This window comes from Bradyrhizobium sp. SZCCHNR1017 (assembly GCF_032381375.1).
GTDB lineage: Bacteria > Pseudomonadota > Alphaproteobacteria > Rhizobiales > Xanthobacteraceae > Bradyrhizobium.
Window position 1 is genome coordinate 495167 of the sequence record NZ_JAUHIR010000001.1, and the last position, 15634, is coordinate 510800.

At 63.5% G+C, this 15634-nt stretch carries 13 protein-coding genes and 1 pseudogene; 8 read left to right on the forward strand and 6 right to left on the reverse strand.

Annotation, left to right across the window (positions count from 1 at the left end):
* Window positions 1-49 precede the first annotated feature (49 nt).
* On the forward strand, window positions 50-2164 hold the full coding sequence (locus tag QW863_RS02430; protein WP_315712008.1) for an MASE1 domain-containing protein: 2115 nt from the start codon (window positions 50-52) through the stop codon (window positions 2162-2164).
* Here QW863_RS02430 and QW863_RS02435 read toward each other — a convergent pair.
* Window positions 2159-2821 (reverse strand): response regulator transcription factor, encoded by a 663-nt coding sequence (locus QW863_RS02435; RefSeq protein ID WP_315712007.1) that lies wholly within the window; start codon window positions 2819-2821, stop codon window positions 2159-2161. The genes QW863_RS02430 and QW863_RS02435 overlap by 6 nt on opposite strands.
* A gap of 574 nt (window positions 2822-3395) precedes the next feature.
* Between QW863_RS02435 and opgC the strand changes: the two genes are divergently transcribed.
* The 3 genes and pseudogenes from opgC to QW863_RS02450 all read left to right on the forward strand — a co-directional run.
* Complete coding sequence (gene opgC, locus QW863_RS02440; protein WP_315712005.1) at window positions 3396-4769, forward strand: OpgC domain-containing protein; 1374 nt, start codon at window positions 3396-3398, stop codon at window positions 4767-4769.
* Between the two features lie 60 nt (window positions 4770-4829).
* The gene (locus QW863_RS02445; protein WP_315712004.1) at window positions 4830-5063 is read left to right on the forward strand and encodes a hypothetical protein; all 234 of its coding nucleotides are present in this window, start codon (window positions 4830-4832) and stop codon (window positions 5061-5063) included.
* A 114-nt stretch (window positions 5064-5177) separates the two neighbouring features.
* Window positions 5178-5309, forward strand: a pseudogene (locus tag QW863_RS02450) (IS3 family transposase); the annotation flags it as partial.
* A 53-nt stretch (window positions 5310-5362) separates the two neighbouring features.
* Here QW863_RS02450 and QW863_RS02455 read toward each other — a convergent pair.
* The 3 genes from QW863_RS02455 to QW863_RS02465 all read right to left on the reverse strand — a co-directional run bounded on the left by QW863_RS02455 (window position 5363) and on the right by QW863_RS02465 (window position 10095).
* Window positions 5363-6595, reverse strand: a complete 1233-nt coding sequence (locus QW863_RS02455) for a GGDEF domain-containing protein (RefSeq protein WP_315712003.1) — start codon at window positions 6593-6595, stop codon at window positions 5363-5365.
* Between the two features lie 113 nt (window positions 6596-6708).
* A complete protein-coding gene (locus QW863_RS02460; RefSeq protein ID WP_315712002.1) occupies window positions 6709-8217 on the reverse strand; it encodes a class I adenylate-forming enzyme family protein in 1509 nt (502 codons plus the stop codon).
* Between the two features lie 51 nt (window positions 8218-8268).
* A complete protein-coding gene (locus tag QW863_RS02465; protein ID WP_315712001.1) occupies window positions 8269-10095 on the reverse strand; it encodes an extracellular solute-binding protein in 1827 nt (608 codons plus the stop codon).
* A 261-nt stretch (window positions 10096-10356) separates the two neighbouring features.
* On the opposite strand from QW863_RS02465, the gene QW863_RS02470 reads away from it, so the two are divergent.
* A complete protein-coding gene (locus QW863_RS02470) occupies window positions 10357-11133 on the forward strand; it encodes an invasion associated locus B family protein (protein ID WP_315711999.1) in 777 nt (258 codons plus the stop codon).
* 152 nt (window positions 11134-11285) lie between these two features.
* Here QW863_RS02470 and hspQ read toward each other — a convergent pair whose 3' ends face one another.
* Window positions 11286-11618, reverse strand: a complete 333-nt coding sequence (gene hspQ / locus QW863_RS02475) for a heat shock protein HspQ (RefSeq protein ID WP_315711998.1) — start codon at window positions 11616-11618, stop codon at window positions 11286-11288.
* 144 nt (window positions 11619-11762) lie between these two features.
* Between hspQ and QW863_RS02480 the strand changes: the two genes are divergently transcribed.
* Window positions 11763-12716, forward strand: a complete 954-nt coding sequence (locus QW863_RS02480; protein ID WP_315711997.1) for an AEC family transporter — start codon at window positions 11763-11765, stop codon at window positions 12714-12716.
* A 6-nt stretch (window positions 12717-12722) separates the two neighbouring features.
* Here QW863_RS02480 and QW863_RS02485 read toward each other — a convergent pair whose 3' ends face one another.
* Window positions 12723-13922: a UbiH/UbiF family hydroxylase gene (locus QW863_RS02485; RefSeq protein ID WP_315711996.1), complete on the reverse strand. Its 1200-nt coding sequence runs from the start codon at window positions 13920-13922 to the stop codon at window positions 12723-12725.
* 118 nt (window positions 13923-14040) lie between these two features.
* Here QW863_RS02485 and pcsA point away from each other — a divergent pair, with 118 nt between their 5' ends.
* Together pcsA and QW863_RS02495 are read left to right on the forward strand one after the other, a co-directional pair.
* Window positions 14041-14775 carry a phosphatidylcholine synthase gene (gene pcsA / locus QW863_RS02490; protein ID WP_315711995.1) on the forward strand — a complete coding sequence of 245 codons (735 nt, stop codon included), beginning with the start codon at window positions 14041-14043 and terminating at the stop codon, window positions 14773-14775.
* Window positions 14772-15500 (forward strand): TerC family protein, encoded by a 729-nt coding sequence (locus tag QW863_RS02495; RefSeq protein ID WP_315711994.1) that lies wholly within the window; start codon window positions 14772-14774, stop codon window positions 15498-15500. Before pcsA ends, QW863_RS02495 begins: the two co-directional genes overlap by 4 nt.
* Window positions 15501-15634: the final 134 nt, after the last annotated feature.

Sequence of the window (15634 nt, forward strand, 5' to 3'; positions counted from 1 at the left end):
AAAGGTCAGTTGTGGGGGGCGATCCAACTGCCTAGTTCAGGCATCGACGATGTCCGATCCACGATCACTATCGCCGGAGATAAATTTCCGCCGAGGCATTAGCTATGCCGGCGGTCTGGTCGCAATTGGACTGATCTATTTCGCCCTGGCAAAAGGTGGCCTTGCTCTCGCCTCTATTCATCCCAGTGCAACGCCAATTTGGCCACCGACAGGTGTCGCGCTGGCGGCGGTGCTGTTGTGGGGATATCGGACTTGGCCCGCAATTTTCACGGCGGCGGTGATCGCCAATGCGACGACCGCCGGCTCGGTTGCCACCGCGATTGCGATTGCGACCGGTAACTCTCTTGAAGCGGTTGTTGGCGCTTACCTAATCAATCGATGGTCGAGCGGATGTAATACGTTTTCGACGCCATATTCTGTCGCGAAGTTTACCTTGATTTGCCTCGTGATCGCGACACCGATCAGCGCCAGCATTGGACTGTCCAGCCTGGCAACCGCCGGGTACATCGAACGGACGAATTTCGCAAACGCCTGGGTCACATGGTGGCTGGGAGATGTGACCGGCGCGCTGGTCATTGCCCCCGTTATCGTGCTTTGGGCATCAAGCCCCTACCATGCTTTCAACCGCAAGGAATTTTTGGAGACGGTCGGCGTCCTCGCAACAGCGGCGGCTGTTGGACTCATTGCTTTCAGCCCCCTGATCGAGCAAACGCCGAGCCGAAATCCATTGGGTTTTCTCGCGATCCTGCCAATGTTGTGGGCGGCGCTGCGCCGCGGTCCACGTGACACCGCAACGGTTGCGCTGGTGCTTGCGGGGATCACGATTTGGGGGACGCTCACGGGCGGCGGCCCCTTCACGACCGTGGATCTCAACGTTTCATTCCTGCTGGTATTGATGTTTTTGATCAGTATTGCCGTTCCAAGCTTGCTACTGAGCGCCGACGTCGAGGTGCGCAAGAAAGCGGAGGAAAGTCTGCGCCACGCGCAGATGGAACTCGAACGGAAGGTCGCTGAGCGTACGCAAGAGCTGGAGCTCGCCAATGCAGCAAAATCGCGCTTTCTTGCCATGGCAAGCCATGATTTGCGGCAGCCATTACATGCACTAGGCCTGTTCGTTGCACAGCTGCGCACGCCGCTCAAATCGGGGGAAAGGACAAAGACGATCGAGCGGATCGATGCAACGCGCAAAGAAATGGATGAAATGTTCAACTCGCTCCTGGATATTTCCAGGCTCGATGCTGGAATCCTTACACCCAAAATTACCGAATTCCCGATCGCGCGCCTGTTGCAAACAATTGAGACTACGTTTGATCAGGCAACGCGAGAAAAAGGCTTGCGTCTACGCGTTCGGCGAAGTGACGCCTGGGTGCGGAGCGACGCCATGCTGCTCGAACGCATACTGCTCAATCTGGTATCCAATGCTGTGCGCTATACGTCACGGGGCGGGATCATCGTCGGATGTCGTCGGCGCGGTGAAATGTTGCGTATCGAAGTATGGGATAGCGGTCCCGGCATTCCTGAGGATCAGAAGCAGAATATCTTTGGCGAGTTTTTTCAACTACCCGGCCCAGAACGGAACCGGTACGGCGGCCTGGGGCTCGGCCTGGCTATTGTCGACAGGCTTCGCGTACTTCTCAACCATCAAGTCGACTTAGCTTCGACTGTGGGCCGAGGTTCGCGATTCTCAATCCTGATTCCGATGGCCGATAAATGCGTCAGGTCCACTGAGCCCGTCGACTCACCTCGCCCCGCAGCGGTCGAAGGTAAGGTAATTCTTGTTATTGCCGATGCTCCAATTGTGCGAGAGGAGACGGGCGGATTGCTTGGCAAATGGGGATACTCCGTCCTTACCGCCGGATCCGACGAAGCTGCGCTCATCCGACTGGCTGAGCGCCAACAACGCCTCGATCTTATAATCTCGGATTATCATCTTGCCAGCGGAAAGACCGGGATCCGAGCAATTGAACAAATTAGTGCGGCGTTTGGCTCGTCAATTCCAGCTATCCTCACCAGCGGCGATACCGCACCCGAACCATTACGTGACGCTAAGGACAGAGGGTACATTTTGCTGCACAAACCTGTCGACCCAATGCGGCTCCGCGCTGTCATGCACGAGTTCTTGAGGGATCAAGACGATAGGAGAGACACCGGGGCGGCGTTATGAATCAGATTTCGGCGACAATTCCCAGCCCATTTTTCCTACTTCTATTACTGCCTCGGTGCGACTCGTTACATTGAGTGCCTTGAGAACGACCGTGATGTGGTTCTTCACTGTCGGCACGGCCATATCGAGGGTCTTGGCAATGATCTTGTTGCTTTTTCCCTTCATCAGGAGCGCAAGCACTTCAATCTGCCGATCGGTCAACCCGAGACCCTTGGGAGAGTCGCGCGTCGCTAGCTTATTTGCAGGCCGCGGAGACGTTGGTTCCTCAAGTATCTCCGAGGGAATGTAAATGCCGCCAGAGAACACTAACTTGATGGCGTTGAGCATGACCTCACGTTCGGTAGTTTTCGGGATGAAACCCAGAGCGCCAAGTTTGAAAGCGCGCCTGACTGTATCTTGATCATCCGAGGACGAGAGAATGACGATAGCAATGGTCGCATAGCGGTCACGCAGTTCGCGGAGGACAGAGAAGCCATCTCGATCAGGCAAATTGATATCAAGCAAAATGAGGCTGATGTCAGGATGTTCCTCGACTATGTGCACTGCCTCACGGCCGTTCGAAGCTTCAAAAATGACGGAGTCTCGCTTCAGTTGTTTCACGACAGCGTGCAACGCCTCGCGGATTAATGCATGGTCGTCGACAATAAGAACTTTCATAAAAGCTCTCCGTCATCCCATTGCACGGAGATCCAACTCAAAAAAACATACACCCACCTTCGGGTCTTTGGCGAGGAAGAAGCTGGCGGAAGACGGGCTCTCGATACCGTCTTCCGCCATCATCCTTGACCCAACCAGCGGTTCGCCGCCGGGCACTCAAGGTAGGAGCCGAATGCCGTTGTGTGGTGTAATTGTAGTCACCGCACGGTCGGAGCGCGAGTACGGACCACGAAAGTCGTGGGACTCAGAGTCTCCTTCGCCTGTAGGCAAAGGTGATTGATGCCGAGATCTGTACGGTACCTTGATCATAGGACCTAGGAACCTCTCTCTGTGGACCTCCGGCTGATTTACGCGCTCTGCCGTTTGAACGATGATCGTCAAACGGACAGCCTCACGCGCCAGCAGGTTCTACCAAGCGCCGCCATATGATCGTTATCGTAATAGCTTTCGTGGCCGGGGTCGGCGTGAAGCAAATCTAGATTGCGGCGTTGTCACGATCCGGCAGCGCGGCGGTGACTTTCTGTCAAATTCGGTCCCTCTTGAAGCGTGCTCGTACGCCGGACGGGGCAATCAGATGCATGATCGAACTGCCGACCTGAAGCCATCGGTAGGCGCGTTGCCGGAGCTGAAAGGCTACGGCCGCGATTTGCGCATTGATGCCTGCCGCGGCATCGCGCTCTGGTGCATCTTTCTTGATCATGTCCCCAACAACATCGGGAGCTGGCTGACACTGCGGAACTACGGCTTCAGCGATGCCGCGGAAGTGTTCATGTTCGTGTCGGGCGTAAGCTGCACGTTGGCCTACGGCAAGGCATGGCGCTGCGGGGGGTGGACCGGCGTGATCGGCCGGACGCTGTGGCGAAGCTGGGATATTTATGTGGCATTTCTGCTGCTCACGCTCGCCTGCGCCATCATGGTTCACCTCGCAGGCGGCGGCCATCTTGCCGACGAGAGCAATACGCGCATTCTGTTGGAACAGCCGGGCGTGACGCTCGCGCACGCGGCGATCCTGCAATACTGCCCCGTCAACACCGACGTCTTGCCGCTCTTCGTGCTTTATCACCTTTTGTTCGCGCCGCTGCTGTGGCTGCTGCTGCGAGCGCCGAACGCAACGCTCGGCGCGTCGCTGTTGCTTTACGCACTGGTGCACGTCTTCGGATGGACCATCCCGGCATGGCCGAACGGCCACTGGGCCTTCAATCCGCTGGCCTGGCAGCTGCTGGTCGTGCTTGGCGTGTGGTGGATGATCGAAGACAAGAGAGCCCGGCCATGGGTGACCTCACGCACCGCGCTTGTGGCTGCCGCTCTCTATCTGGTGTTCAGCCTCATCATCGCATTGAGCTGGAGCATCAAACCGCTGGAAGCGCTGGTCCCGCAGACGCTGCTGACGCTGCTTTACCCGATGGACAAATCTAATCTCGATCCATTGCGACTGCTGCATTTCTTGGCCCTTGCGGTTTTGGTGGTATGGTTAGTGCCTCGCAATTGGCGAGGGCTGACGACGGCGGTGATGCGCGGCGCCATTCTCTGTGGGCAGAATTCGCTGCCAATCTACTGCCTCGGCGTTCTGCTGACGTTCGCCAGCCGCCTGGCGCTGCTCGGCATCTCGGAGGGGCTGACGATGCAGATCGCGCTCAGTGTTGGCGGCGTCCTGGTGATGATCGTGGCGGCGACGCTGCTGAACTTGATCAAGATCAAGCCGAGGCAGCAGCCGGACGCGAAGCCCGTCGAGCAGACAACCAGGTTTGAGCTGGTCGTCAATCTCAAGACAGCCAAGGCGCTCGGCGTTGACATTCCGTCCACGCCGCCCGCCTCGGGCCGACGAGGTGGCCGAACAAAGATGCTGTTTGCTCCGGTGCGCGAGTCCGGCTGCGGCGCTGATCCAGCGCCAGCAATCGCGCACGCCTTCGGGCCACCAGCGAAAACTGTGGGTCAGGTCGTGAATTAGTTCACAAGGACTGTGGAGCCTGCCCTTTCTTCTTCCGGCCATCGTACAGGAGCCAAGGCCATGATTTCCCACCCAAGGACCCACAAGGGAGCGGTGCTGATCGCGGCGTGCGTGATGTTTGCCAGCGTAGCGGCATTATTGTCGGTCAACGTGACGTCACCCACTAGCGCCGCGCTCGGCGCTGACTGGCAGTGCAGCCGGCTTGCGCTCGTTATCACGATCTGCACCCATGTGCGTGCACACGAGACCGTTTCAACTGGCGTGCGCAAGCGGACCTGGTACCCGGAATCATAGCTCGGTGATACGGCGGTCTTTGAAGCGGCGTTGCCGGGCCTTTTTCTTGGTCCAGACGAAGGGCTCAGATCTGACGTTATATACTTTGTTGTAGTGACCTGCCCCTAGGAGTTTGCGGCCTATGCGGCCAATCTCACCGCAACGGGCGATCGGATGCGCAACCCCCACCAGCTCCGCCAATCGCCCGTTGCTGCACCCACGCCACTCGGCGTAAAACCCAACAGGACTCTAAATGCTACTGGATGAAACTTCGGTGGCAGGTCACTCGCAATGACGCCCGTGACGCAGGAAACATCGTTCTATGAAGCCGCGCGTTGCGCCTCGCCGTAGACGCGGGCCAGCAAGGTGCGCGCGGTGTCGCCCGGCTGCAGCGCGGCGACGGTGACCGAAGGCTCCGTGCGCGTGTCGCGTTTGCCGTGCGAGGTGTGGCGCATCACGCTGGAGAGGCGGCGGGCGATGGCGTGGGCCGAGCGCAGATCCGTCTCGGCGAACACGACGACGACGGAGCCGTTGTCCTCGTGGGTGCCGAAATCCATCCGCCGCATCAGGCGGCTGATGATGCGGGCGCCGTCATACTGGGCGCGCGGATTGACCGGATCGAAGGCGAAGCGGGCCACCGCCAGGCTGCCGCCGCTCTTCTGGGTCTGGCTGACGGCGGTGGCAAAGTCGCGCGCAAAGGCGTTCCGGGTGAGCAGGCCGGTCTGCGGGTCGAGCATGCCGCCGGCTTCGATGGCGCGCAGCGTGCGGTTGAGGCGGGCTTCGAAGGCGTGCTGGCGGATCAAGGGCAGCGCGCTCGCCGCGATGTGCGCGGGAGCGCCGGCGATGATCTCGAGATTGGCGAGTTCCTGCAGCGGCGCCGGCTGGTTGGCAGTGACGACGACGGCAAGGTTGCGGAAGCGGGTGTCCTCGGCGAGCACCGCGAGGAACGCATCGACCACGCGCGGCGAAAACCCTTCGCCGAGCACGATGCCGTCGATGTCGCGGCTCGACAGATGTTTGGCGGCGGCTTCGATGCTCAGCGCGCCGACGACCGCCATGCGTTCGCCGAGCGCGACCGACAGGCCGGGCAGGGAGCTGCCGCGGCCGAGCAGCAGCACGGTCGCGTCATCGAGCGGATCTGTTTCCGGCAATGTGGCGTCGGGTGCTTTCTTCTCATCGAGACGGCGTAGCACGGTGGTGTGCAGCGTGCGGACGCGCAACGCCGCGCGCAGCCGCGCCAGCAGCCGCTCGTGATTGTCGCTGCCATGCAAGGGAATGGCGTGGTCGGGCAGGACAGCGCCACCGGGTGCGATGGCGATCAGCGGCACGTACGGCTTGCGCGCGCCGACATGACGCGAGAACGCCGCAAGCTCGGTTGCATCAGCATCCTCGACGACGGCAACGACCGCCGCCGGCTGAACCTTGGACATCATGCTGATCGCATCAGCCCAGCGCGTCTCGACGGAGGGGAGAATTTGCGCCACCGCGAGGGCCGCACTCAGCGAAGGCCGCGTGGACGAGGAGACGATGAGAAGCGGGCCTTGTGGGGACATCCAGGGAACTCAGGATACGCTGACGTTACATCGCGATCCTAGGGTCCCTCCCGTTAACGCAGCGTCAACACTGTTCCAAACATGACGGTTCCGTAGCTGTCCGGACGGCAGGATCAGCCGCCCGAGCCGGCGCGGTCGCGGAAGGCCTCGACCATCAGCGGATTGAGTCCCAGCTCGGCGAGCGCTTCCCGCGCGCGCGCATTGTCCATCGCGCGGCCCGCGAGGCGGTGACCGCTGAGACGGTCGGGCAGAGCGGTCAGCAGCGCGCCCTGGCCCAGCCGCCTCGACCATTCGTGCAGATCCTGGGCGAGGAAGCGGTAGCCGCCAACGGCCATCACGCCGGCCGGGGGCGCCGTGATCGAGATCGTGTCCTGGGCGCGGTCGAGGCGCACGGCGTATTCGGTGTCGACGTAGTCGCGCGGCGCTGCCGGCATCAGCGAGTCGCTCGGCGGTTGCGGCGGCGCGTAGGCGGCCAACACGACCATGGGGCCACGCAGCCCGAGCGTGCCCTTCGGCGTCACCAGGATCTCGCCGGCGATCGACGAGCCCGGCTGTTCGCGCGGCGCGCCCTGGCGGCCCGGCTTGACCGGACCGGGACTGCCATCGGCCGCGGTGCGGCGCACGGCGAACAGTCCGGCTTCGCCGAACAGATAGACGTCGGTCATCTCGATGTCGCGCGTCTTCCACGATGCGCTCGACGCCACCTGCTCGGGCGCGCGCCACAGGCCGAGCACATAGCGCAGGTTCGGCAGCCGCGCGGCCAGATTGCCCTCGTCGAGACGCAAGGCGAGTTGAGCCGGGGCGACCAGCGTATCGCAGGCCAGCTCCGCGAGCTGCTGTTCCAGCGCGTCGGCGTCGAACGGGTGGTGCAGCGCAAGGGTGCCGCCGGACAACAGCCATGTCACGACCGAGGCGGCGAGGCCGGCGAATGACGACGGCAGGAAGGCCGACATCATGTTCACGCCCTGCGGCAGATCGCTCTCGAGCGAGACGGCGAGCCCACCGGCGATCAGGCTCAAATGGGTGCGCGGCACGGCGCGGAAGCCGTCGGCGGTCACGTCGAAGGAGACGATCGCGGCCTTGCGGCCGTCCGGCATGAGCCCGCGCGTCGAGCGCGAGGGTTTTGCGATCGACTGGTCCAGCGAATACATCCCCTCGGGCAGGTCGGAGCCGAAGCCGCAGACGTGGCGGATCGAGAACGCCTCCGCCGCCGCATTCATCGCGAGATCGGAGTGAATCACGCCGTCGATCTTCGACATCGTGACGATGGCGCGCGCGCTGGTGCGGTTCAGCGCCGCCACGAGCTCCGACTGACGCCACAGCAGCGGGAACACGGCGACCACGAGGCCGGCGCGATGCGCGGCCAGCACTGTCAGCACGAACTCGATCGTGTTGGGCAGTTGCACCGCGATCACCGAATGAGCCGGCAGGCCGGCGTCGATGAAGTGCGCGGCCAGCGCCGAGATCACGCGATCGGCTTCGGCATAGGTCAGGCGCATCGGCGGTCGCCCGGTGACGCGCTGCTTGTTGATCGGATCGACCAGCGCAACCGTATCCGGCTTGCGCGCCAGGATGCGTTGAAACAACGCGTCGAGCGTCGGCGACGTATTGGCCTGATTCACCTGTTGCCCCGTACTTTCACGGACCCGGCCACGACCAATTGCCCCGATTGGTCACTTCCGTGCCGGCTCCGGCCGCTGCCACCAGCTCTCCGGGAGCGCTCCCGTCAAAGCCGTCCTCTCTGGCCGTTCTATACGATTCCACCGCGCGATCCATTCCTCGGCGGCATTGAGCACTGGAATAGCGTAGAACCCCGCCATCAGGGTACGGTCCAATGCGCGAACCGTCGAGATAAATTCCGGCCTGTCGCGGGCGCGCAACAGCGCCGCGATCATGGCGTCGATCGCCGGATCCTTGGCGCCCATGTAGTTGCGGGTTCCGGTCCGATCGGCGGCCTCGCTGCCCCAATAGAACGCCTGCTCGTTGCCGGGAGACAGCGACTGGTCCCAGCGGTTCTGGATCATGTCGAACTCGAAGCTCAGGCGGCGCTGGTCGAACTGCACGGGATCGACGACCCTGACGGACGCATTGATGCCGGCCCGCTTGAGACTGCCGGCGTAAGCCAGCGCAATACGCTCCTGATCGCGCGTCGTGACCAGGATCTCGAAGGCGAGGGGGGCCCGCGTCGTCCGATACCGCAAGACCGTCCCGTCGAAGCCGTAGCCGGCCTCGCCAAGCAGATCGAGCGCCGCCTTCAGCGTTGCGCGGTCGCGGCCGGACCCGTCGGTGATCGGCAGGCGGTAGCTGCCGTCCATGATATCGGGGGGGATCTGCGCGGCGTACGGCTTCAACAGCTCGAGCTCGGCCGCATCGGCTGGACGTCCATAGGCCGAAAGCTCGGATCCGGCGAAATAGCCGCCGCTGCGGCGGTACAGCCCGAAGAAGTAGTTGCGGTTGATCCATTCGAAATCGAACAGCAGCGTCAGCGCACGGCGCACCTTCACGTCGGCGAACACCGGCCGCCGCGTGTTGAACACCAGGAACTGCGAGGGCTGCGGCATCCCCGAGGTGAAGTTGTCGCGGATGACCTCGCCATTGCGCGCGGCCGGGAAGTCGTAGCCGTCGTGCCAGCGCAGCGGTTCGGTCTCGACGCGGAAGTCGTACAGCCCGCGCTTGAAGGCTTCGAACTGTCCATTGGACTCGCGGTAGTAATCGAGCCGGACCTCGTCGAAGTTCCACAATCCGCGGTTGACCGGCAGGTCGCGTCCCCAATAGTCCGGATTGCGGGTGAGGGTGACACTGGATCCCGGCTGCACCGCGGTGACACGATACGGGCCCGACCCGAGCGGCGCGGTCATCGTCGTGTCCTCGAAGCTCGCCAGGTCGGTCGCGTGCTTCGCCAAAATCGGCATCAGGCCGAGGATCAGCGGCAACTCGCGGTCCTCGGCGCCGCCGAAATCGAACCGGATGGTCAGCGGATCAAGCACGTCGACCCTGGCGACCTTGCCGTAGTATTGCCGGTGGTTGGGGCGGCCGTGATCACGCAGCAGCGCAAAGGAGAACGCCACGTCCTCGGCGCGCACCCGGCTGCCGTCGGAGAAGCGGGCGCGCGGGTCGATCCGGAAGGTGACATAGGTCCTGTTCTCGTCGGTCTCGACGGTTTTCGCCAGCAGGCCATACAGCGTGAACGGCTCGTCATTGCCGCGGGTGAGCAGGCTCTCGACCACATAGCTGCGGATTTGCTGCACTGCGATGCCGCGGACGATGAACGGGTTCAGGCTATCGAAGGTGCCGAGCAGTCCCCAGACCAGACGACCGCCCTTGGGCGCGTCGGGATTCGCGTACGCCATGTGGTCGAAGTCGGCGGGCAAGGCCGGGTGACCATGCATGGCGATCGCCGCAGTTTCTGCCGCTTTCGCCATGGGAGTGTAGACCTCGGGCAACAATGCCAGGATGACGGCGACACATCGCACGGCCGCGCTGAACATGCGTTGCAGCATCAGGATCGGGGCGCAAGCATTTGATTCGGAACAGGTCACAAGGGGCTTTTACCACAGGCTCGCCAGCGCTAGACCGCGGCTTCGACATGGTCTCGCGGCATTGATTCTTCCGCGCACCGCGTTAAGAAGGCGGGCGATTGAGTGAAGGCGGCAACGCCTGTCACTTAACCGCCTCATTTCCTGAGGAGACAGCCGCTTCAACGGCTTGGTGTGGCGCCTTTGGCGGTCTCGGGCGCTGCCGTTCAGAAAGGGTTTTCCGCAATGAATTTCCGTGACTTGGCCTCGTCGGTTGGGCCGCGTGGGCGGCTTGTCGCGCTGCTCGCGGTCACCGCGCTGGCCGTTTCCTTCGCTCCTTCGGTTGCGCAGACTCAAGCGCCGAAGGCGAAGGCTCCGGCTGCCGCTCCCAAGGCTCCCGCTCCGGCCGCCCAGGCCCCTGCAACTCCTCCCGCCGGCGGCCAGCCTCAGGCCCAGGCTCAGCAGGAGATGCCGCAGCTGATCTACGCGCCGTGGACCAAGTTCTGCCTGAAGGGGCAGGATGCCAACGCCAAGCAGGTCTGCTTCATCGGCAAGGACGGCCGCATCGAATCCGGTCAGCCTGTGGTTGCAGCCGTCATCATCGAGCCTGAAGGAGAGCCGAAGAAGATCCTGCGCGTGACGCTGCCGCTCGGCATGCAGCTGCAGCCCGGAACCCGCATCGTCATCGACAACAACCAGTTCATGGAAGGCAAATACGTCATCTGCTTCCAGAACGGCTGCATGTCGGACTACGAAGCCACGCCTGAGTTCGTGAACAACCTGAAGAAGGGCCAGACCCTGTTTGTCCAGGCGATCAACTCGAACGGCACCGCGCTGACGCTGCCGCTGCCGCTGCAGGAAGGCAACAGCAGCTTCGCCAAGGCCTATGATGGCCCGCCGACCGACCCGAAGCAGTTCGAGGAGACCCAGAAGAAGCTGCAGGAAGAGCTGCAGAAGCGCGCCGAGGAGCAGCGCAAGAAGCTCGAGCAGACCCAGCCAGGCCAGCCGCAGGCGAAGCAGTAACGCCGGTCGGGTCCATACCGCAAAATCAAGGGCGCTCCATTCGGAGCGCCTTTTTCGTTCTGCGAACTGATGATGTGAGGGGAACTTGCGCGCCGGAACCAAAGATCAAGCCTGCGCCGACGGCGCTGGGTTGAAACCCTCCGGTCGACAGGTCAGTTCATCAGCGGATTGCGCGGACGATAGCCGCCCGACTTGTCCTTGATGAAGATCTCCGCAACCTGGGAATGGCGGATCGGCTCGCCGGACTCGTCGGGAACCAGGTTCTGCTCGGAGACATAGGCGACGTATTCGGATTCCGCGTTCTCGGCCAGCAGGTGATAGAATGGCTGGTCCTTGTGCGGACGGACCTCCTCGGGAATCGACAACCACCATTCCTCGGTGTTGTTGAACTCCGGATCGATGTCAAAAATCACGCCCCGGAACGAGAACACCCGATGCCGGACGATCTGGCCGATCTGAAACTTGGCAGTTCGCGCTTTGATCATCCCAGTCGAATAGACCAGGATGGGGAGCGATGCTAGTGCCCCGCTGGCGGATTTGATCTAGACCAATCCGATTCGCGTCAAGCCGCGACGCCCCCGCATTCCAGGCCCTTCCCAGGCCCCCTCAGGGGGTCATCTTCCGAGCCCATGTTCGACATTCTCAATCTGGCCCTGCCTTATTTCGGCGTCGTTTTCATAGGCTTCGCCTGCGGTAAGTGGAGGAGGCTGCCCGAAGCCGGGCTCGCCTGGATGAACTTCTTCCTGCTCTACGTCTCGCTGCCCGCTTTGATGTTCAACCTCATCGCGCGCACGCCGTTCACGGAGCTGAGCAACCCTCCCTTCCTGGTTGCAACGACGCTCGCCACCATGCTCACCTTCGCCCTGGCGCTCGTGCTCGGCAAGGCCATCGGGCGGCTGTCGCTACGCGAGGCGACCATGGCCGGGCTCGCCGGCGGCTACGGCAACATCGGCTATATGGGGCCTGGGCTGGCGCTGGCCGTGCTCGGGACCAAGGCGGCGGCGCCGACCGCGCTGATCTTCTGCTGCGACAGCATCTTCCTGTTCTCGATCGTGCCGCTGCTCGTCGAGCTGACCGAGCGCGACCACGCCTCGGTGGTGCATGCGCTGCGCACGGTGCTGCGCCAGATCCTGCAGAACCCGCTGATCATGGCGACGGCAGCCGGCATCCTGGCGGCGGCGTTTCAGCTGCATCCGCCGACCGTGCTCGACCGCACCCTGCAGTTCCTGCAGAACGCCGCTGCGCCGACGGCGCTGTTCGCGCTCGGCGTGACCGTGGCGCTGCGCCCGTTCGAGCGGCTGCCCTGGGAGGTGCCGATCCTGACCGTGGTGAAGCTCGTCGTCCACCCGCTGCTGTCGTTCGGGCTGATGCTGCTGTTCGGGCCGTTCGCACAGCCTTGGGCGGCGACTGCGGTGCTGATGGCGGCGCTGCCGCCGGCGCTCAATGTGTTCGTGATCGCGCGCCAGAATGACAGCTGGATCGAGCCGGCCTCATCGGCGGTGCTGATCGGCACCTTCGCCTCGGTGATCACCCTGACCAGCGTGATGTGGCTGATCCAGACTGGCCGGCTGGTGTTTCCCTGACGGTGCTCAACCGGCCCTGCGCGTGGCTCTCCATGACGGCGCCAGGCCCTCGCGCATCGCGAGCCGCCGCAGCGGACCGATGCCACTCATCAGGTGCATGCCGACGGCGCGCAGCGACTGCATCGGCAGGAGATCGCTGAGCAGCGAGCGGTTGGCGACGTCGATGGCGAAGGTGCGGCTCAGGATGTCGGCGCGGCGCGCCGCACCGTAGCGCGCGAGCACCTGCGGCGCACCGATATCCTCGCCGGCCGCATTGGCCTTGCGCACGACATCGGCGATGTCGATGCCGTCGCGCAGGCCGAGGTTCAGTCCCTGCGCACCGATCGGCGGCACCACATGCGCGGCCTCGCCGACCAGGGCGATGCGGTTTTGCGCGTAGCGCAGGGGCCGCTCGATCGCGAGCGGAAACACATGGCGGCCCGGCTCGACGCGAACGCGTCCGAAGATCGAATGCGACTGCCGCTCGGCGGCGTCGGACAGGGCGTCGTCGTCGAGCGCGAACAGCCGGTCGGCCTCCTTCGGGGCTGCGACCCAGACGACGCTGGAGCGGTCGCCCGGCAGCGGCACGAACACGCAGGGTCCCTGCGGCGTGTGGAATTCCGTCGACACGTTGTGATGCGGCCGCGCATGGGTGATGTTGAAGGTCAGCGCAGACTGCTGCAGCGTGCGCCGGCTCACGCCGATGCCGGCGGCCTCGCGGCACAGCGAATGCCGGCCATCGGCGCCGACCACGAGCCGTGCCGTCAGCACGCGGCCCGATGCGCTGGTGACGGTCGCCGCATCGGCATCGCTGCGCACGCTTTCCGCATCATCGGCGATCCGCACCAGGCCGACGATCTCGCCGGCGCGTTGTTCCAGCGCGTCGACCAGGGCGGCATTGGCGATGTTGTAGCCGAACACGTCGAGACCGATCTCGTCGGCGACGAAGCGCACCTCCGGGGCTCGGAACAGCCGGCCGGTATCGTCGACCAGCCGCATCGCCTTCAGGCCGGCGGCGCGGTCACGACACGATGACCAGACGCCGATCTCGTCGAGGAAATCGACCGAGCCGCCGAGCAGGGCGGTGGTGCGGTTGTCGGCATATGGAGCCTTGCGGGCCACGAGCGCCGTCCGCGCCCCGGTCTGCGACAATGCAATCGCGGCGGCGAGCCCGGCGGGTCCGCCGCCGACGACGATGACATCAAAGCTGGCGTCTGTGTTGCTCATGCGGGAACATTTGACGTTCCTGCAGGGCTTTTTCAAGGGTATTGCGTGAGCCTGCGCGGCGCATGGCCGCAACGGCGGATATGCAATTGGCTCCGATTCCTGATAGCACTGGCGTCGCATGGATCAGTTGAGACCAGAGAGCAGGGTGGCCGCAACGCCCGCGCATCGTGCCGCGGCGTTCTCGGTGCACGTCTTCACCGCGCTCGGTGCGGGCGTCGCGCTGCTCGCGATGCTCGAGGCCGTGCGCGAGCATTGGACTGCGATGTTCTGGTGGCTCGGCGGCGCGCTCATCATCGACGGCATCGACGGGCCGCTGGCGCGCCGGCTCGACGTCGTCCATGTGCAGCCGGACTGGTCGGGCGACGTGCTCGATCTGGTGGTGGATTTCACGACCTATGTGTTCGTGCCGGCCTACGCCATCACCGCCAGCGGGATGCTGCTGCCGCTCGCCGCGCCGGTCATCGGCGTCGGCATCGCCGTCACCGGCGCACTGTATTTCGCCGATCGCCGCATGAAGAGCGACGACAATCATTTTCGCGGGTTTCCGGGACTCTGGAACATCGCGGCATTCTACCTGTTCCTGCTGCATCCCTCGCCATCGTTGGCGACCTTGGGTCTCGCGGTCCTGATCGCGCTGACCTTCGTCCCATTCCATGTCATCCACCCGGTGCGCGTCGAGCGGCTGCGCTGGCTGACGCTGCCGCTGGTCGCGCTCTGGGGCGTCCTGGTCATCGACGCGCTGGGAAACAACTTCGCCGTGGGCCCGATTGTAACGACGCTGTTGTGCGCGATCGCCCTCTACATCGTCGCGAGCGACTCCGCGATCCGCCTGTTGAGATCCTTGAAAGCATGATCGACCTTCTGACCAGTCCCGAAGCGTGGGCCGCGCTGCTCACCCTGACCGCACTCGAGATCGTTCTCGGCATCGACAACGTCATCTTCCTGTCGGTGATCACCTCGCGCATCCCGCAGCCGCAGGCGACACGCGCCCGCCAGATCGGGCTGGCGTTGGCCTTGATCTTCCGCATCCTGCTGCTCAGCGTGCTGGTCTGGCTGATCGGGCTGACGCAGCCGGTGTTCACGATCGGTGGCCTCGGCTTCTCCTGGCGCGACATCATCCTGATCGCCGGCGGCCTGTTCCTGATCGCCAAGGCCACGCACGAGATCCATGCCGAGGTCGAGGCGCGTGAGGGGGAGGAGGGGGCGCAGGGCGGCGGCGCCAACAAGTTCTTCTGGGTGATCCTGCAGATCATCGTCATCGATCTCGTGTTCTCGCTGGACTCGATCATCACCGCGATCGGCATGGCCCAGGATCTCGAGATCATGATCGCCGCCGTCATCATCGCTGTCGTCATCATGTACGTGTCCTCGGGACCCGTAGCGCGTTTCGTGGCGAACCATCCGACCACCAAGATGCTGGCGCTCGCCTTCCTGGTGCTGATCGGCGTCGCGCTGGTCGCCGACGGCTTCGAGTTCCACATCCCGCGCGGCTACATCTACTTCGCGATCGTCTTTGCGCTGGCAGTCGAAGCCTTCAACGTGATGGCCTCGCGCAACCGCAGGAAGCGCAACGCCTGACAGGCGCCGAGTTGACAAGGCCGTCGTGATCGCCTTCGCTTTTGCCGCCGGCAGCGCCCGATGCGCGGCCGGAGGTCGGCTCCTTCAACGGAGCCGGATGTCCGATGAGAATCAGGTAAGTGTCGAAGGTTCTT